Source organism: Parasediminibacterium paludis (genome assembly GCF_042651445.1).
GTDB classification, from domain to species: domain Bacteria; phylum Bacteroidota; class Bacteroidia; order Chitinophagales; family Chitinophagaceae; genus Parasediminibacterium; species Parasediminibacterium paludis.
Map to the genome: position 1 here is coordinate 185,825 of NZ_JBHSDC010000029.1, position 20,055 is coordinate 205,879.

The 20,055-nt window shown below is 39.4% G+C and carries 14 protein-coding genes and 1 tRNA gene; 8 read left to right on the forward strand and 7 right to left on the reverse strand.

Translation table 11 applies throughout. The features are described 5' to 3' along the window. Window positions 1–54 precede the first annotated feature (54 nt). From ACFOW1_RS14690 to ACFOW1_RS14700, 3 genes are all read left to right on the forward strand, one after another. A complete protein-coding gene (locus ACFOW1_RS14690; protein ID WP_379015302.1) occupies window positions 55–3,246 on the forward strand; it encodes a WD40/YVTN/BNR-like repeat-containing protein in 3,192 nt (1,063 codons plus the stop codon). 254 nt (window positions 3,247–3,500) lie between these two features. Beyond that, window positions 3,501–3,806 carry a hypothetical protein gene (locus tag ACFOW1_RS14695; protein ID WP_379015304.1) on the forward strand — a complete coding sequence of 102 codons (306 nt, stop codon included), beginning with the start codon at window positions 3,501–3,503 and terminating at the stop codon, window positions 3,804–3,806. A gap of 274 nt (window positions 3,807–4,080) precedes the next feature. After that, a complete protein-coding gene (locus tag ACFOW1_RS14700) occupies window positions 4,081–4,437 on the forward strand; it encodes a SnoaL-like domain-containing protein (protein ID WP_379015306.1) in 357 nt (118 codons plus the stop codon). A gap of 501 nt (window positions 4,438–4,938) precedes the next feature. Here ACFOW1_RS14700 and ACFOW1_RS14705 read toward each other — a convergent pair. From ACFOW1_RS14705 to ACFOW1_RS14735, 7 genes are all read right to left on the reverse strand, one after another. Continuing rightward, window positions 4,939–5,011 (reverse strand) — tRNA-Phe (locus tag ACFOW1_RS14705). Window positions 5,012–5,100: 89 nt separating this feature from the next. Next, window positions 5,101–5,889, reverse strand: coding sequence for a DUF3050 domain-containing protein (locus ACFOW1_RS14710; protein WP_379015308.1), 789 nt, complete (start codon window positions 5,887–5,889; stop codon window positions 5,101–5,103). A 168-nt stretch (window positions 5,890–6,057) separates the two neighbouring features. Continuing rightward, on the reverse strand, window positions 6,058–7,509 hold the full coding sequence (gene asnS / locus ACFOW1_RS14715; protein WP_379015310.1) for an asparagine--tRNA ligase: 1,452 nt from the start codon (window positions 7,507–7,509) through the stop codon (window positions 6,058–6,060). A gap of 229 nt (window positions 7,510–7,738) precedes the next feature. Further along, entirely contained in the window at window positions 7,739–8,743 is a 1,005-nt protein-coding gene (locus tag ACFOW1_RS14720; protein WP_379015311.1) for a tetratricopeptide repeat protein, read from the reverse strand. A 57-nt stretch (window positions 8,744–8,800) separates the two neighbouring features. Next, window positions 8,801–10,033: a DUF1015 domain-containing protein gene (locus tag ACFOW1_RS14725; RefSeq protein ID WP_379015313.1), complete on the reverse strand. Its 1,233-nt coding sequence runs from the start codon at window positions 10,031–10,033 to the stop codon at window positions 8,801–8,803. Window positions 10,034–10,338: 305 nt separating this feature from the next. Next, window positions 10,339–11,409 (reverse strand): 3-phosphoserine/phosphohydroxythreonine transaminase, encoded by a 1,071-nt coding sequence (gene serC, locus ACFOW1_RS14730; RefSeq protein ID WP_379015314.1) that lies wholly within the window; start codon window positions 11,407–11,409, stop codon window positions 10,339–10,341. A gap of 68 nt (window positions 11,410–11,477) precedes the next feature. After that, a complete protein-coding gene (locus ACFOW1_RS14735; protein ID WP_379015315.1) occupies window positions 11,478–12,122 on the reverse strand; it encodes a DUF502 domain-containing protein in 645 nt (214 codons plus the stop codon). A 200-nt stretch (window positions 12,123–12,322) separates the two neighbouring features. Here ACFOW1_RS14735 and ACFOW1_RS14740 point away from each other — a divergent pair, with 200 nt between their 5' ends. From ACFOW1_RS14740 to ACFOW1_RS14760, 5 genes are all read left to right on the forward strand, one after another. Next, window positions 12,323–12,931 carry a TetR/AcrR family transcriptional regulator gene (locus ACFOW1_RS14740; RefSeq protein WP_379015317.1) on the forward strand — a complete coding sequence of 203 codons (609 nt, stop codon included), beginning with the start codon at window positions 12,323–12,325 and terminating at the stop codon, window positions 12,929–12,931. Between the two features lie 7 nt (window positions 12,932–12,938). Continuing rightward, window positions 12,939–14,354 (forward strand): TolC family protein, encoded by a 1,416-nt coding sequence (locus ACFOW1_RS14745; RefSeq protein ID WP_379015319.1) that lies wholly within the window; start codon window positions 12,939–12,941, stop codon window positions 14,352–14,354. A gap of 30 nt (window positions 14,355–14,384) precedes the next feature. Beyond that, window positions 14,385–15,569 carry an efflux RND transporter periplasmic adaptor subunit gene (locus ACFOW1_RS14750; protein WP_379015320.1) on the forward strand — a complete coding sequence of 395 codons (1,185 nt, stop codon included), beginning with the start codon at window positions 14,385–14,387 and terminating at the stop codon, window positions 15,567–15,569. Window positions 15,570–15,606: 37 nt separating this feature from the next. Continuing rightward, window positions 15,607–16,014 (forward strand): GxxExxY protein, encoded by a 408-nt coding sequence (locus tag ACFOW1_RS14755; protein ID WP_379015322.1) that lies wholly within the window; start codon window positions 15,607–15,609, stop codon window positions 16,012–16,014. Window positions 16,015–16,077: 63 nt separating this feature from the next. After that, the gene (locus ACFOW1_RS14760) at window positions 16,078–19,719 is read left to right on the forward strand and encodes an efflux RND transporter permease subunit (RefSeq protein ID WP_379015324.1); all 3,642 of its coding nucleotides are present in this window, start codon (window positions 16,078–16,080) and stop codon (window positions 19,717–19,719) included. Window positions 19,720–20,055 lie beyond the last annotated feature (336 nt).

Consider the following 20,055-nt stretch of genomic DNA (forward strand, 5'->3'; position numbering starts at 1 on the left):
TTAACAATTCCTGTATATTTAAACCTAATTTATTCGCCGCTTAACTACTGTATTATGATGAAATCTCTTTCTTGTTGCTTGTGTATAACCTTATCTGTGGCTGCTTTTTCTCAGAAAAAAACACCACTACCCAAAGACAGTCATGCTGTGAAAATAACAGATGCTAACGACTATTATAAACCTCTACTTTGGCGAAATATTGGGCCAATGCGTGGTGGAAGATCGGTGACTTCTACAGGAGTCGTTGGCAATCCTTTGGTGTATTATATGGGCACCACAGGCGGTGGCGTTTGGAAAACAGAAGATGCAGGTCTTACTTGGAATAATATATCGGACGGGTATTTTAAAACCGGGTCTGTGGGTGCAGTGGCTGTTGCCGAATCAGACCCTAATACAGTCTATGTGGGTATGGGTGAGCATGCCATGAGAGGTGTTATGTCATCTTATGGCGATGGCGTTTATAAATCTACCGATGCTGGTAAAACATGGAAGCACTTGGGATTAGACGCCACAAGACAGATTGCTAATGTACGCATCCATCCACAAAATGCTAATATCGCTTATGTTGCAGCGCAGGGTGCTGTACATGGTGCTACCCCAGATAGAGGCGTTTATAGAACCACTGATGGGGGCAAAACTTGGGATAAAGTTTTGTTTGTAGACGATAACACAGGATGCGTTGATTTATCAATGGATATGAATAATCCTAACATATTATATGCAGCTATGTGGGACCACCGCCGCTTACCTTGGGAGGTGAGAAGTGGTGGTAAAGGCAGCGGTTTGTATAAAAGCACCGACGGTGGCGATACTTGGGAAAAAATTCAAAATGGCTTGCCAAAAGAATTAGGTAAAATGAGCATATCACTTACAAAAGCCAATTCAGAGAAACTGTATTTGGTGGTAGAAAGTGATTCGCAGAAAGAACTAGGCGGCTTATTTGTTTCAAATGATGCAGGCGGGCATTGGGAGCGGGTAAGTAAAGACCATCGTTTGGTGCAACGCGCCTGGTATTATATTGAATCTGTTGCCGACCCACTCAATGAAAATATTGTATATGTGTTAAATTCTCCAGCGGTTAAGTCTATTGATGGTGGCAAAACTTGGCAATCTTTTAGAGCGCCACATGGCGATTACCATCAATTATGGATTAATCCTACGAATAGTAAAAACATGATTGTTTCTAATGATGGTGGTGCTGCTATTACTTTCAATGGTGGAGTGACATGGTCTAGCCAAGACAACCAACCCACCGCCCAATTCTATCGCGTCAATGCAGATAATCTCTATCCTTATCATTTGTATGGTGGTCAGCAGGACAATACCTCTGTAAAAATTGCCAGCCAAGGTGATGGATATGGTGGTATTACTATTCGAGATTGGTCTTTTAGTGCTGGCGGAGAATCTGCTTTCCTAGCTTTTGACCCCAACAATCCGAGATATGTTATGGGTGGTAGTTATCAAGGCACGATAGGGTTATTGGATACTAAAACCAATCACCAAGTAGAAGTAATGGAATATCCTGCCGAATACCAAGCCTTAGAACCTAAAAATATGAAATACCGGTTCAACTGGAATGCACCAATTATTTATTCAGTCCACGAACCTGGTACTTTTTATCATGCTGGTAATGTGTTGTTTAAAACAACAGATTTTGGTAAATCATGGAAAGTGATATCGCCTGATTTAACAACACATGATACGAGTAAAATGGGCGTTAGTGGTACGCCTTACACCAATGAAGGAGCTGGTGGCGAAAATTATTGTACCATCACTTATGTAATGGAATCACCCTTAGAAAAAGGGGTTATTTATACAGGCAGCGATGATGGCTTGGTGTACCTAACCAAAGATGGTGGCGTAAACTGGACCAATATTACACCTCCAAATATGAAAGGTTGTTTGGTCAATGCTATTGAAGTATCTCCTTTCGATAAGGCAACTGCCTATATCGCTGTAAATAAGTACAAGTTGAACGATTTTACACCGATTATTTACAAAACAACCGACTATGGTAACACTTGGGAAAAATTAACAGAAGGTATTCCTTATGGGGCTTGTGTAAGGGTGGTAAGAGAAGACAATCAAGTAAAAGATATATTGTACGCTGGAACGGAAACAGGGTTGTACCTATCTTATAACGGAGGCAAACAATGGCAACCATTACAGCTCAATTTACCAGTTACACCCATCACTGATTTAAAACTCCACCAAGACCATCTTTTGGCATCTACACAAGGGCGTGCTTTTTGGGTATTAGATGATTTAACGCCACTCAGACAAAATAGTGTTGCTACTAATACAGCAGTTGATCTTTTGCCAGTAAAAGATGCGGTACGAGCCAGTAGTTATAGCCCCTTAAATCAATCTTTTCCCGATGACATGCCCGTTACAAAAATCAAAACAACAATGGTAAACCCTGCCTCAGGTGCAGTGATTTATTTTCATTTACAGAATAAAGATTCCATAAAAAATGTGACCATCGATATTTTAGATGCATCAAAAAATACCATAAGAACTTTTTATAAAGAGAAACCAAAGCTGAACACCAGCAATAACCAATTGGATGCGGATGAGAAAATTACTTTGCGTAATGGCCTTAATAAGTTTGTTTGGGATCTGCAATATGCCAATTTACCAACCATTGACAATGTGTATGTGGAAGGTGATTTTAAAGGTAGAATGGCGATTCCGGGTAATTATACAGTAAAGCTGACCATTGATGGAAAAAGCTATGAGCGTGATTTTAAGCTTTTACCAGATCCAACGGTCACGGCTTCGGCCGCAGAATATGCAGCGCAAGATCAATTACTGAAAGCGATTGCTGATGATATCACCGATTTGAATGTATCTGTAGTGCATATGCGCAAAATTAAAAATCAGCTAGAACAATTTAGTGCCAGAGTTGAAGGTAATACCAGTTACGACAGCCTTTCTAGCCAATCGAAAACATTGGTTACAGCCATCAAAACATGGGAAGAACAATTGATTCAGCCCAAATCGCAAAGCAATGACGATGTAATCAATTTTGAAAATAAACTCTGCTCAGGTTTTATATTTCTAAAAGGCAACGTCGATAATGCAATACCTTATATCACTGCAACCGAGCAGTCGCGTTATGCAGAACTGCATACCCAATGGATGGGTTTAGCGGAACAGAAAAAGCGATGCTTGGCAGCCATTAGCCTATTTAATGAGCAATGTAACAAAGCGGGTATCCGTTTGATAGGGCTAGAAGGCGAATAATTTGCTGGCCTTGGAACCAAGGTTTTACAGCTTCGGTGTAGATAATAGTGCCTACGCCGAAGCTGTTTTTTTAGGGGATACCCAGCATAAGATCTACGTTCATACAGAATAAATAGGCTTCTGTATATGATCATCCCTTGCGGATAATTGTAAAGTCGACTACCTATTACATGACTTCTTTTTGGGTAAGAATATTTTTAAGCTACGCTTAATATATAATTAATCTGTATTTTTAAATCTTTAAAATAGGCAGTATGGCAATAGCAAAAGGGATTCTAAGTAAAAGCCTTAGAGGACAGGTTGGTAAAAAATATGTGTATAAGCAATATGGTAATAAGACGGTGGTAACTGCTTATCCCAATATGAAAAACATCCAGCCAAGTGCTGCGCAATTAAAAGGACGCAGGTTGTTTGCAAAAGCATCTGCATTTGGTCGTTGTGTAATGAAGGATCCGGTAAAGTGTGCGCAATTTGCTGCAATGGCTCAGCCTCGCCAAACGCCCTATCATTGTGCGGTAAGTCTGTTTATGAGGGGGCTGATTGCGGATAATCAAATGTAGCTCGCATAAAAGCAATGTCAATGATCGCCCATATCGAAAGGCATAGCGTAAGCAAGCGTAGGGTGTCAACCATCTAAAATTGAGATAGACGGGCTACAGTTTTATATATTTAAATAGTAGCGCTGGGTAAATAATAACACTTGTTTTAATACAAAAATCTGTTTTTGCAATGTTGTTATGCATTCAATGTTGGTAATAGAATAATAATGTTTTGGAACTTTAAAATTGTGGAAATAAGTGTAGCTTCCCTTTTTAAACCTAAAAAATAAAAACTATGACAACAATTGAAGTAGCAAACAAATTGGTAGAACTTTGTCGTCAAGGAAATATTGACGAAGTACAAGCAACCCTATACGCCGAAGATGCGCAAAGCATTGAAGCAAATGAGATGATGGGTGCTAGAGTGGTAATTGGCTTAGACGCCATAAAAGGAAAAGCAGCGGCTTTTCAAGCGGGTGTAGAAGCCTTTCACAGTGCAACCATTTCTGAACCTATTGTTGCAGGGAACAGTTTTGCAATTACTTGGATCATGGACGCCACCTTCATTGGACGTGGTAGAATGACAATTGAAGAAGTATGTGTGTACCAAGTTAAAGATGGTAAAATTGTGCTTGAGCAATTCTTTTATTAATCTCTAATGACGATTAGCAAGACAAGTCCAAGAATGGATAATCCTTATTCTTGGACTTTTGGTCTTTTGATAAAAAACCTGCTATTTATTGCCTCAATCCTGATTCTGTACGTTCTAGTATTAGCCTAACATTTAGCTGACCATTTCGTCCTGCATACCTAATTGCTACCCTTACGAACATAATCACTACTTAATGCTGTAATGTCTAAAGCTGATAATGGATCGACTTTATTTTAGTAAGGAGATATCTCGGCTGTCTACTATTTATAGAACAGTTTTTACAATACCAGTTCACAAAAAAACATGACAAGTGTATCGCAAATGTTAAATCATTTCAATGCCAAATGCGTCAGTAAATGCATCAGTTGAGTTGAAAATTAACTTATTTCGTAAAAATCACCCAATTAATAAACCAGCATAATATCTGCCTAAAAGTTTGATAACTCATTAATTATCATCAATAAAAAACCCACAATAACTGTGGGTTTGCATTTTGGGATGTGGTGTGAGCCGGGATCGAACCGGCGACACAAGGATTTTCAGTCCTTTGCTCTACCGACTGAGCTACCGCACCATCCGTAAAGGGCTGCAAATATAATAGCTAGTTTGTAATTTCAGAAATAATCTGACTGTTTTTTTGTGAAAACCTAAAAATAATTTTTCCTAGACCAAAGATGCGGCATCCTCTAGCTTTTGGCTAATGGCATTCCACAGTAAATGACGCTTTTGTAAAGCTAAAATAGCGGCTTCAGTGGCAGCTTGCCATTTACTAGCATCAGCTCCGCATAATTGGGCTACCATTTCCATAGCTAAGTGGCTGTGATGGTCGCCATCTACTTCAATATGGCGTTCTAAATAGTATTTTAACGTACTTATTTGTTCAGGATGGCTAACTGATAAATCTTTTACCAAACCTAAAAACATAGCTGGTATTAAATCTTCTCTGCCAAATGTAAATACCGCCGCTTGTACGTGTGCAGGGTGGTTCTGAACAATATCAAAGGTAAAACTGACAAATGCTTTGATGGCTTCAGGCATTTGCAATTGATCCATAGCGGTCATGACATCTACACCATTATTAATATAAGTAAGTAATTGTTCAATGGTAGTTGTATCTGCCCCCAGTTGTTGCATGGCTTTTAGATACAATTCAAAGTGGCTGGTACGGTTACCTTGTTCATCCACATCGCTTTCTTCGCCCAATACTATCTCGTTAATCAGATACCTTGTATTAGCACTGCCTATCGGTACCCAAGGTGTGGTGGTGCAAGTAAGCTGTTGTTGTAGCGATTTTAACAGGCTCATAAAATCCCATACCGCAAATACATGATACGTTGTAAATAGCTGTATTTGTGAGATATTTTGTAGCTGACTGTACAATGGATGTTCTACCAATACTGCCCTATAGGGTGCAATAGCTGCCTGCAATTGCTGAATGTGTTGATTACTCATGCTGATAAATACGTTTGAAATAAAAACTTAGATGTTGTAGTAACAAAAAGAAACCTGCTAAAGTTGAGTTAGCAGGCTTCGTTGAATCATATTTCTCTAAAATAATGACACAATAATTTCGTGTAATTCGTACAATTGCTTCTAATCCCGATAGCCATCGGGACGTGTTTAGAATTCACAGTTTTTTGGTGTTCTGGCAAATGGAATGACGTCTCTAATGTTCGTCATACCGGTTACAAATAATACCATACGCTCAAAACCAAGGCCAAAGCCAGCATGTGGTACACTGCCAAATCTACGTGTATCTAAGTACCAGCTCATTTCTTCTGCAGGTATGTGCATGTCTGCCATACGCGCCTCTAGCTTTTCTAAACGCTCTTCTCTTTGGCTACCGCCTACAATTTCACCAATGCCTGGTGCTAAAATATCCATCGCCGCTACGGTTTGTTTACCTGCTTCGCAACCATCATTTAAGCGCATATAAAATGCTTTAATGGCAGCAGGATAATTGGTAACAATTACTGGCTTTTTAAAGTGCTTTTCTACCAAGTAGCGCTCATGTTCACTTTGCATATCAATACCCCAAGACACATCATATTTAAACTTTTTCTTTTTGTAATGCGGTGAATCTAACAATATTTGAATGGCTTCGGTATACGTAATGCGTTCAAATTTATTATCAGTCACAAAACGCAATTTCTCTAGCAAACCAAATTCCTGACGTTCTGCTTGTGGCTTTTGTTTTTCTTCTTCCGCTAAGCGTTGGTCTAAAAACTCAAGGTCTTCTAGATTATTGTCCATGACATATTTAATCAAATATTGGATAAAGTCTTCTGCCAAATCCATATTGTCTTCAAGGTCGTTAAAGGCCACTTCTGGCTCAATCATCCAAAACTCTGCAAGGTGACGTGCCGTATTACTATTTTCTGCTCTAAACGTAGGGCCAAATGTGTAAATATCGCTAAAAGCCATCGCACCCAACTCGCCTTCAAGCTGGCCACTTACCGTAAGGTTGGTGCTTTTACCAAAGAAATCTTCGCCATAGTTAATGCTACCATCGTCATTTTTAGGTGCGCTACCATCCATTGGTAAGGTGGTTACTCTAAACATTTCACCTGCACCTTCCGCATCGCTAGCGGTAATAATAGGCGTATGTAAGTACACAAAACCACGGCTATTAAAAAACTGATGCACTGCAAATGCCAAAGCATGGCGCACACGGAAAATAGCACCAAACGTATTGGTTCTAAAACGCAAATGTGCTTTTTCACGCAAAAACTCTAGGCTATGTTTCTTAGGCTGTAAAGGATATTTATCAGCATCGCTATCGCCTAAAATTTCTAAAGTTGTGGCTTGTACTTCTACCGATTGCCCCTTACCTAAGCTAGGCACTACCGTACCTGCCACTTTAATAGAAGTGCCTGTGGTTAAACGTTTTAGCGTATCGTCATTTACCAAGCCTAGTGCGATTACTACTTGTAAATTATGATTGGTGCTACCATCGTTTAAGGCTATAAATTGGTTGTTTCTAAACGTACGAACCCAACCCATTACAATCACTTCCTGACCTGTTTCTGCACTGGCGAGTAGTGCTTTAATTTTTGTTCTGTTGTTAAACATGGCTTTTTGTTTTGGTTACCGACAGTAGTAATACATATGTACTTCATTCCACTTTAAGCGGACTACCACATCGGCTAGATACATTATTGGGCTTTTACCCACATTAAAAAGGAAAGCAAAGATAAGTTTTGACAAATAGCGATTGGCATGATTTAAGGCAATATCAAAATCATCCAATAAAATCTTTCAAATCATAATAAATCATGACACTCATTTTAATCAGTGGTAACTATTTAGACAATTTAAACACCTTATTCTGTTGATATTGCTTAAAAGCGGCCGCTTCTTTATCGTGTGTATTTAACCATATTTGATAAGCAGACGGACTGGCAGCGGCGCCAAATAGCCACTGATTATAGGCATCAAATAAGCCCTCACGTATTAAAAATTGGTGATGGTTAAATAATGGATACGGTTGTCTTTCATCCATTTTGTTATAAAACCAGTCTAATACAAAGCGTGTTCTAATGGCTGTAATATTTTCTGGTGTAACACCTGTGCTTGTAATAGCTTTTGTTTTGGCTAGGTTTTCGTAAATACTGCGCTCAAAAAATGTAAGTTTTAAATCGGTGCTTAAGGCTTCTACATCGTAGTCGGTGTATAGTTTTTTATAACCATCTAGTAATAAACTTTTAATTTCTGCGGTACGCTGTGTATTGCTTTCAAGGTTAATAAATATTTCGCCATACAGTAGTTGCCATAGTAAGTTTTTATCAAATCTTCCAAAATACATGACAGCATTGTAGTAATTATTGGCATAATTTGGGTCTTTAGCAATGCCAGTTTCCCAAGCTTGAATGGCAATAGGCAAGTTATTATCAAGTGCTAATAATTCACCATATTCATTGTATAAAATACCACTGTTAGGATACTTTGCTAAAGCAATTTGGTACAGTTTAGAGCAGCTTGCATAGTCTTTGCTGCCTTTATAGGCTATACCAAGTACTTGGTAAGCTTGTACATCTGCATCGGGCTTTTCGGTTAAGTATTTACCAATACTGATGGCTTTTGGATAGTCTCTTTTAAGACAATTGAGGTACGCAAAATCTTTCAGTATAGCTGCATTATCTGGCTCTTGTTTCAATACATTATTAAAAACCAATGTCGCATTGTCATAATCGCCTTGCTGCATAAAATTTTTAGCTGTTTGATATAGGTCTTTTGTTGTGGGCTGTTGTGCCACAGCATGAGACAAGCTACCAATAACCAATGCAATAATGACAAAATACTTCATAACGATGTTTTATTAGACTTTCCAAGTTTTAAAAACTTGGAAAGTCTTTAATAATAATTAGTAAATCAAATGCGTTAACAGACCATCTCTTAACTTAGGTTCAAACCAAGTGCTTTTTGGTGGCATGACGTTGCCACTGTCTGCAATATCAAATAATTGCTCGATAGTTACGGCATATAAGCTAAAAGCCACGGCCATATCGCCATTGTCTACACGTCTTTCAAGCTCTTGTAAGCCACGAATACCGCCTACAAAATCAATGCGTGTATCGGTGCGAGGATCGTTGATATTTAATATATTACTTAGTAAATTGTTTTGCAAAATGGTAACATCTAGTATGCCAATTGGGTCGGTAGAGTAAGTACCTTCTTTCGCTACCAATTGGTACCAAGTACCGCCAAGATACATACCAAACTCGTGCAAAGCTGCTGGTTTAAAAGCGTCTTTAGCTAGCTTAGTGACTGTAAAACTTTGTTCTACGGCAGCTATAAATTCAGATTCAGAAAGACCATTTAAATCTTTAGCCAAGCGGTTGTAATCCATAATATATAACTGATTGGAAGGAAACAACGTCGTTAAAAAATAATCACTTTCTGGTGTAGCAGCTTCGCCCAATGCTTTGCGCACTTTGGCCGCAGACGCTGCTCGGTGGTGGCCGTCAGCAATATAAGTACATGGCACTTGCGCTGCAAACAAATCGGTAATGGTTTGGCAAGCTTCACTATCGCTTACAATCCAAATGGTGTGTTGAATATCATCATCAGCTACAAAATCGTACTGCGGGCTTTTGGTAGCTTTCCAGTTATCTATCAAGGCATCTATAGCTGCATTATTTCTATAGGCTAAAAACACATTACCCGTTTGTGCACCTGTGGTTTTAATATGATTGATACGGTCTTGCTCTTTTTCTGGTCTTGTAAATTCGTGTTTTTTAATAATATCTCTTTCATAATCATCCACACTGCTTACGCATACCAATCCTGTTTGGCTGCGCCCATTCATGATAAGCTGATAGATATAATAGCAAGGTTTATCTTCTCTAAACAAGGTTTCACGTTGAATAAAGGCAGTTAAATTTTCTTTGGCCTTATCGTACACTTGTTGGCTATGACTATCAATGCCATCTGGTAGGCTGATTTCACTTTTGGTAATGTTTAAAAAACTGTAGGGATTGCCTTGCACTTCTACTTTGGCTTCGGCACTATTTAATACATCGTAAGGGCGGCTAGCAACTTGCTTGGCAAACTGTGGTTGCGGGCGCAAGGCTTTAAAAGGTCTAATGTCTGACATGCCGCAAATATCTGTATTTATTCATTAAATCTACCCTGTGCTAGCTTACTGGATGATAAAATATTTAAATAACATTGTTACACAACCAATTTTGCTGCCTGCAATAGCTTTAAGGATAGTTTTAATACGACTCATTAAATCATTCTCTCCTTCTTTGCCATTGGCAACATTATTGCCTTTCTTTCAATGTAAAGCTTACTCGGTTTCCCTAACCTGCTACCTCAATTTATACGAATAAACACAAGTTTAAATAGGCAATCACCAACAAATAATCCCTCAAAAACATTTGCTAGAAGTACAAAAGATTAGCTAACCGAAGCGGCAAATTCATGCATTAAATCGCAGAAGATTTGAACACTTTCCAATGCCAACGCATTGTACATGCTTACCCTTATCCCACCTACCGTACGATAACCTTTTACGCCCACCATGCCCCTTTCTTTACAAAGTTCTAAAAATGGCGCTTCGTGTGCAGGATTGGTTAATACAAATACCGCATTCATTTGGCTTCTATCTTCCTTAGCCACGGTGGGAGTGAATATTGGTAAACTATCAAGTGTTTGGTAGAGTAAATTTGATTTTTCTAAATTCCGTTTGCCCATTTCTTCTAAGCCGCCTTCCGCTTTTATCCAACGCAGGGTAAGTAATGCCACATACACCGCAAATACAGGTGGTGTGTTCATCAACGAATCTGCCGCAATATGCTTGGCATAATCCATAATGCTGGGTATAGGGCGTGTGATTTTGCCCAATATATCTTTTTTAACCACCACCAAGTTAACGCCTGCCGCACCCATATTTTTTTGCGCACCAGCATAAATCAATGCGAATTTTTTATAATCAAGCGGGCGGCTAAAAATATCGCTACTCATATCTGCCACAATAGGCACATTAGTATCTGGAATATGGTGCCATTGTGTGCCTTCCACGGTATTATTGGTAGTAATGTGTAGATATTTTGCATCCGCAGGAATGTCAAAACCTTTGTTGATATAGGTATGGTTTTTATCTTTTGAGCTTGCTACGACATTTACATTGCCAAATAAACTCGCTTCTTTTAACGCCTTATTGCCCCAAATGCCATTATCGCAATATGCGGCTGTTTCGTTGGTATCTAGCAAGTTCATGGGTACTTGCATAAACTGTGTGGTAGCGCCCCCATGTAAAAACAATACCTCATAACTATCATCTAAATCCATCAATTCCCTCACCAAAGCCCTTGCCTCTGCCAACGCCTCCATAAAATAGGTAGTACGGTGCCCAATTTCTAATAAAGACAAACCCGTATTATTAAATTCCATTATAGCTTGAGCCGCTTGTTCTAAAACGGTTTGTGGTAAAATAGAGGGACCAGAATTGAAGTTGTGTTTTTTCATACTACATACTTTGAAGGCTGCAAGGTACGATTATGCGCTAAGATCTTGGGTAGCTGACAAAAATTTGCTTACACCTCCGTAACACCGCCACTTATCGCAAATTTCATCGCATCTGCACCACTAATATTAGACAGCAATTTCACTTTGCTTTGTGGAACAAAATAGGTAACACCACTGATGGCGTAGGAATAGGGAATATAGACTGCCACATGATTGTCTAATCCAAATTGTGTCAAAGACGACTGCGTAATAAATCCCATTCGCCAAGTATCATCACCATTGACATTCACCAACACGGGTTTGTCAAATTTCTTTTTATTGCCTGCAAATGCTTCAAAAAAATCTTTAACAGAAGTGTATATAAATTTAATGCCAGGGGTACGCTCTAAAATAGTATCTAAAAGGTCTACCAATTTTCCTACTACAAACGAAGAAGATAACCAACCAATGGTTATCACCATCCCAATAACCACTACAAAGCCGAGACCTGGTAGCTTTTGTAAATTACCGTCAGCATCTTTTTCAATCAATTTTGGCAAAATACTGTGTAATAAATTCGGCAACAAATTGTCTACAGTGTTAAACAAACTTAATACCACCCAAATGGTAATACCAATCGGTGCTATAACGATTAAGCCTTGTAAAAAAAATTGTAACAATCTAGCAACCACACTTTTGGTAGCTGCTTTTCGGCGCTCTTTATCAAACATCATAACCAATAATTTATCCGGTAAAGTAAATCACAAAAAAGGGAGAACGATTTTTTAAGTTTTCACACATGCAAGTAATTGATAAGTATTGGCATTAGGCATACAAAAACGGTGCGTAACAATTTTATAATGAAAAAACTTTGCTTGGAAACTTTGACAACGAAAAAAGTTTCCTTAGTTTTGCCTCGTAATTACTTCATAAAATGGAAATAAAGGACAGAATATTAGAAAAAGCCCATGAGCTATACATGCGTTACGGCATTAAAAGCATTACGATGGATGAAATAGCTGGCCATCTTGGGATATCTAAAAAAACAATCTACCAATCGTATAAGGATAAAGATGAATTGGTGTCGGCTGTGTTTAACCGAATGATTAATGCCAATAAAACAGCATGTGAGGGTAGCAGAGACCGGTCGGAGAATGCGGTACACGAGCAGTTTTTATGTAGCGATGTTGTACAAGAAATGTTTAACAAAATGAACCCTTCTATTTTGCACGACATCAACCGCTACCACCCAAAAGTATATGGCGAGCTAGAAAAGCACAAAAAAGAATTTGTGTTTGAAATGATCAAAAACAGCTTGCAGCGGGGCATCAACGAAGGGCTTTTTCGGGCAGATATGAAAATAGATATCGTTGCCAGATTGCAGCTAGAAGTAATATCTATTCTACACGATACAGAATTTGTTCATAAGTATGGGCTTTCTACCATCGAAAAAGAACTCAACGATTTTTTTCTACACGGCGCTATCACACCCCAAGGCAAGGAACTACTTACAAAATATAAACAAGAACGCGAAAACAAATAAACAAACAATGAAACAACAATTCCTAAAAAAAAGCATGTTTTGTATGGTATTGTTGGTATTTTTTGGCGCCACTGCCCAAACAACACCAACGGTAAACAAGTATGCATTTTCTGTGCAGCAAGCGGTAGACTACGCTTCCAAAAACAATGTACAGGTAAAAAATGCGCTGCTTAACTTAAAAAACCAAGAGCAAGTCAACAAAGAGATTACCGCAGCGGCTTTGCCTACTGTAAGTGGTAATATTAGCAGTGTGTACAATCCCAACATTGCCGTACAAAACATACCAGACTTTATTTCGCCAGCCACCTACGGTGTTTTGGTAAATGAAGGCGTCAGAAATGGCAATACGGGCCAACCAATCATGATGCCTGCTAGCTTTGGTAGCATTGCAGCACAATTTGGTACCAAGTACAATACCACAGCGGCCGTATCGTTGCAGCAACTTTTATTCGATGGGCAAGTATTTATTGGTTTGCAAGCTCGTAAAACTTCTATCGACTTTCAAACTAAAAATGTGGAAGTAACCGAAGAAGCCATTAAAACCAATATCTACAAAATTTACTACCAGTTAGTAGTGGGTAAAACACAATTACGCATCGTGGATGCCAATATCACCCGCCTCGAAAAATTATTGGTGGATACCAAAGCCATGTTTCAAAGCGGCTTTGCTGAAAAGCTTGACATCAATAAGATTAATGTACAGCTAGCCAACTTAAAAACCCAAAAAGCCAGTACCGAGAACGCCATTGCCGTGGGCTACCTAGGTTTAAAAGTATTAATGGGTATGCCTGTACAAGATTCGCTAGTGTTAACAGATGATATTACGGAAGACCAAATTAAAGCAGGTGTACTAGTAGACGCTTACCAATACAGCGACCGTAAAGACTATCAATATGCCGAACTAGGTAAAAAACTCAGCGAATACAATGTGCGCAGATACAAGCTTAGTTACCTACCTACCGTGGCTTTAAGTGGCAACTATGCCAAAAATGCACAACGCAACAAGTTCGACTTTTTTGGTAATGGCGATTGGTTTACCGTGTCCTCTGTGGGTTTAAATATTTCAGTACCCATTTTTAGTGGCTTTGCCAAAGATGCCCGCGTTAAACAAGCACAAATCAGCTTGGCACAAACCAACAACACGCTTGCCAACTTCAAAAACCAAATTGATTATGAAGTATCGCAAGCGAGCATGAACCTTAAAGTGGCTTTGGCTGCTATCGACGACCAAAGACAGAACAAAGAATTGGCTGAAACGGTGTACGACCAAACCATTAAGAAGTTTCAAGCAGGGGTGGGCAGCAATACAGAAATTACAGCAGCACAAACCGATAAAACAACAGCAGAAAGCAATTATATCAATGCTTTGTACAATGCCATTATCGCTAAAATTGATTATCAAAAAGCCATTGGTAAATTATAATTCATCATTCTAAAACATAAAAACATCCATATGCAACACATAAACAAAATCATGCTATTTACAGCACTAGTAGCCATCGCTGCTTGTGGCGGTAGCGACGTCGCTAAGAAAAAAGCCGACCTTGAAAAGCTAAAAAAACAACAATCAGACCTAACTACAAGTATTGCCTCATTGGAAGCCGAAATTGCAAAGCTAGACCCTGCTTCTGTAAAAGCGGCCCAAACCAAACTCGTAGCTATTGCGCCCGTCGCTACTGAAAACTTTACGCACTATATCGACCTACAAGGTAAAATAGAAGCGGTAAATATTTCTTATGTAACACCAAGAAATGGTGGCGGTCAGGTAAAAGCCGTATTGGTAAAAAAAGGGGATATTGTAAAAAAAGGACAGCTTTTACTACAATTAGACAATGCCATTGCAAAACAAAGTGTGGTAGCTGCCGAACAAGGCTTGCAAACACAAAAAACACAGTTAAGCTTTGCAAAAACCATCTACCAAAAGCAAAAAACCTTGTGGGACCAAGGCATTGGTACAGAAGTTCAGTTAATTACGGCTAAGAACAATGTTGAAAGCCTAGAATCGCAGGTAAAAACAACCGAAGAGCAAATTAAAATCAACCAGGAACAGCTAGGTTTCTCAAATGTCTATGCCGATGTAAGCGGTGTGGCAGATGAGGTAAACATCAGAGTGGGTGAATTTTTTACAGGTGTGGCTGGCTTAGTACCACAAATTAAAATCGTAAATACCGATAACCTAAAAGTAACGGTGCAAATACCAGAAAACTACTTGAACAAAGTAGGTGTAGGTAGTAAGCTCAATGTGACATTACCAGATATTCACAAAACCATTACCGCCACCATCAATGTTGCTAGTAAATTGATAGATGCGGGCAACAGAAGTTTTTATGTAGAAGCTAAAATACCTGCCGATAAAGACTTCCACCCCAATCAGTTGGCATTAATCAATATCCAAGATTATAGCAATCCTAACGCCGTGGTAGTGCCATTAAACACCTTGCAAAACGATGAAAAAGGCAAGTATGTAATGGTAGCCGTAAAAGAAGGTGCCAAACTAATAGCCAAGAAAAAAGTAGTGAAAGCCGGCGAATTGTATGGCGACAAAGTAGAAATATTGTCTGGCCTAGCAATAGGCGATGCAGTAATAACAGAAGGCTTTCAAGGTTTGTATGATGGGCAGTTGCTAACAACTAAGTAGAAGGTTTAACCACATAGACACATAGGCACAGTAGGATATGGTAACGAAAAAAGATATAGACGATTTAACTTACTTAATAATGGGTTGTGCGATAGAAGTGCATAAAGAGCTTGGGCCTGGATTATTAGAGAGCGTATATCATACTTGCTTTGTTGAAGAATTGGCAAGTAAGCAATTACGTTACCAATCAGAACTTGAAGTGCCTATTGTTTATAAAGGAAAACAGTTGAGTGCTAACTTACGGTTAGATGTGCTTGTAGAGGATTTGATGGTTGTTGAACTGAAGGCGGTTGAAAAAATAATGCCTGTTCACCAAGCACAACTGCTTACCTATTTAAAGTTGCTAGAAAAGCCAAAAGGCATACTTATCAACTTTAACTGTACCAATATTTTTAAAGAAGGGCAAAAAACAATGGTGAACGATTTGTACACCTTATTGCCTTAATTTAATAACTAAAACTTTCACCCCACTATGTGCCTATGTGCCTATGTGGTAAAACAAAACAAAATGAGTGTACTCGAAAACATAAAGGAAAAATTCAAAGAATTTGGTCCTACCACGTGGAGTATCAAAAACAAAACTTCCATCTACCTCCTAATGGTCTTTGTATCCATTATTGGTATTATAAAGTTTGTAACGCTACCCAAAGAGCAGTTTCCTGAAATTGTGATCCCTACCATTTATGTGCAAACCATCTATGTAGGTAACTCACCTAAGGATATTGAAAACCTTGTAACACGCCCTATCGAAAAACAAATCAAGAGCATTACAGGGGCAAAAATTAAAAAGTTTACCAGCACCTCACAGCAAGATTATAGTGCCATCACGGTAGAGTTTGATACCGATGTTAAAACCGATGTTGCGCTGCAAAAAGTTAAAGATGCCATCGATAAGGCCAAGCAAGATTTGCCAACAGATTTAACGCAAGAGCCTACTGCACTTGAGGTAAACCTATCAGATCAGCCCATTATGTACGTGAACCTAAGTGGTGATTACGACCTCGTAAAGCTGAAAAAATATGCCGATGATTTGAAAGACAAATTAGAAGATTTGCCGCAAATTAACCGCGTAGACATTGTAGGCGCACCTGAACGTGAGTTCCAAATTAATGTAGACAACTACCGCATGCAAAGCGCAGGCGTTACATTTGACGATATTACCAATGCGGTACAACGTGAAAACCTAGACGTATCGGGCGGCTTGCTAGAAGTTGGTACCATGCGTCGTAATATCCAGTTGAAAGGCCAGTTAAAAACGGCTGCCGACATCCAAAAAATTGTCTTGCGCAATACTAGCGGTGCGCCTATCTACCTTAAAGATATCGCCACCATCATCGATACCACCAAAGAGCGGGAGAGTTATGCGCGTTTAGATGGTAAAAATGTGGTGACTTTAAACATCATTAAGCGTAGTGGTGAGAACCTCATTGAAACAAGTGATGGCGTTAAAAAAGTGGTGAGCGAAGGCAAGGGCATTTTATTCCCTAACGATTTAAATGCGGTAGTCACAGGCGATCAAAGCATTAAAACAAGAACCTCATTCACCGATTTGGTAAACTCTATCATCATTGGTTTTATCTTGGTATTAATCATCCTGATGTTCTTCATGGGGGTTACCAATGCCTTCTTTGTGGCGCTATCGGTGCCGCTGAGTATGTTTGTGGCCTTCCTGTTTTTGCCCGGTGCCGATTTAATCATAGGTACCCACGTTACCCTCAATTTCATGGTACTATTTGCCTTGCTATTTGGCCTAGGGATTATTGTAGACGATGCCATCGTGGTGATAGAAAATACCCACCGCATCTTTGTAGAAGGTAAGGGTAAAATCAGTTCCTACTTTGCGGCACGTATGGCTGCAGGGGAAGTTTTTGTGCCAGTATTGGCAGGTACCTTAACCACTTTAGCCCCCTTCTTCCCATTGTTGTTTTGGCCCGGTATTATCGGTAAGTTCATGGTGTATTTACCTACCATGCTCATCTTTACCTTGGCAGCTTCCTTAGTAGTAGCCTTTATCATGAACCCCGTATTTGCGGTAGATTTCATGAACCATGAAGAAGATGGTGGCGAAAAAAAGAAAAGCGATGTATTTAAAAAGCCCTTCTTCTTGTTTTTAGTAGCTAGTGCGTTAATCGCTTATGTAACGGTTATGTTTCCTAATAAAATGGTAATCACCGAAGGTGGTGGTACCATCAATATGTTCTTTGCCAACTTATTAATGCTATCTGCCATCCTAATGGTATTTAATAGCTATGTGTTAGATGGCGCCATCCATGCCTTCCAAAACAGGGCTTTGCCATGGATCATGAACCATTACGAAAGCCTATTGCGCTATGTATTACAAGGCTGGAGACCAGTCTATGTATTGCTAGGTGTAATTGGTTTATTCTTTGTCTCCTTATTTGTATTTGGTGCGCTCATTGGCGCTGGTAAAATACCTATTAGCTTCTTCCCTAAGGGCGATCCTAACCAAGTATTTGTGTACTTAAAACTACCCGTAGGTACCGATGTAAAATATACGGATAGTGTAACACAAGTTTTAGAAAAGCGCGTGAATACGGTATTGGGCGTAGACAATGGTAAGAAAAACCCCGTGGTAGAAAGTGTTATCAGCAACGTAGCCCTTGGCGCTAGCGACCCAAGCAGTGGCGATAGAAGTACCCGCAGCGAACTAGGTCGTATCCAAGTATCATTTGTAGAATTTGAGAAACGCCATGGTGTAAGTACCCGACCTTACTTAGATTCTATTCGGGCTCAAATGAAGGGTGTTCCAGGTGCGCAAATTACTGTAGACCAAGAGAGTGCGGGCCCGCCAACAGATCCTCCAATTAATATTGAAGTGTCTAGTGAAGATTTTGATGGCTTGCTAAAAACAGCCGTGAGCTTGAAAAACTATTTAGATTCTATTCAAGTGCCTGGCGTTGAAGAATTAAAAATGGATGTGGATTTAACCAATCCTGAAATCACCTTAACCGTCAACAGAGAAAGAGCTTTGGCCGAAGGGGTGTCTACCGCACAAATTGGTTTGGCTATTCGTACCGCCTTGTTTGGTAAAGAATTATCAAAAATTAAAGAAGGCAAAGAAGAGTATAAAATACAATTGCGCAACAACGAGGTACAACGCAAAAACCTAGTAGAGTTGTTAAACATGAAGATTTATTTCAGAGACTTCTCTACAGGGGGCTTTAAAAATATACCGATTAGTTCCTTGGTAATGGCCGAACCGACCAGCACCTTAGGTAGCGTGAAACGTAAAAACCAAAAGCGTGTCATTAGCCTAGTGTCTAATGTTCTTACCACACAAGGTTACAATGCCACCGCTGTTAACCAAGTCATCAAGGGCTATCTCGATAGCTTTAAGGGCAAAGCCGATGGTGTTACCATCAAGCAAACGGGTGAAGGTGAACAACAAGCTGAAACAGGTGCTTTCTTGCTCAATGCACTATTCGTGGCTTTAGGCTTAATATTATTGGTACTGGTATTACAGTTTAACAGCATTAGTAAGTCGGTCATCATTTTAACGGAGATTATTTTCAGTGTCATTGGGGTCTTTATTGGCTTCTCTATCAGCCGTATCGAAGTATCGGTATTAATGACCGGTTTAGGTATTGTAGGCTTGGCAGGTATAGTGGTTAAAAATGGTATCTTGGTAATCGAGTTTGCCGACGAGTTAAGAAGCCGTGGTTTAAAAACCAGAGAAGCGGTGGTACAAGCAGGTAAAACAAGGATTATCCCAGTATTGTTAACCGCTTTGGCAGCCATCTTGGCCTTTATTCCTATCGCTGTAGGCTTCAATATCAATTTCGTGGCCTTGTTTAGCGAACTTAACCCACATATCTATTTTGGGGGCGACAATGTGGTATTCTGGAAACCATTGAGCTGGACCATCATTTTTGGCTTGGCCTTCGCCTTCTTCATGACCTTGGTAGTTGTACCAGCCATGTACTTAATAGCAGAACGTTTACGCAGACCCATGCGTAATATGTATGGCGGTAAATGGATCAGTATGCTAGGTATTCCACCAGTTACTATCTTGTTTATTCCATTAATGCTCATTACCATGGTGATGCATCTTGTGAAACGCGCAAGACGTGCCAGAAAAATGAACGCCAATCAAAAAGTCAACGACGCGTTTATCGGTAGTTGGTTTTAACCTTATTGAACCTTTTTTAACAGGTAAATAGTTAGTACAAAGCCCTTGGTAGCCTCCCTGCTATCAGGGGCTTTTTTTAGTAATGGTTTTCATACACTCCCCATACACTATCCATACTTCGGGTATACCTCGGCTATACCTAGGGAATAAGGGTGATATTCACCACCTAAATGGCATCCCTAGGCTGTCAATTTTAATCATAGTCATCCTATGTGCCTATGAGGTAAAATATTTAAGCGTCACCGTCATTGCAAGGCACGAAGCCATCTTTTTGTCACCATCAGCTTTTCGGTTGAAAATTTTGATAATTCACTATGGAAGCTTTGTGAATTGCTT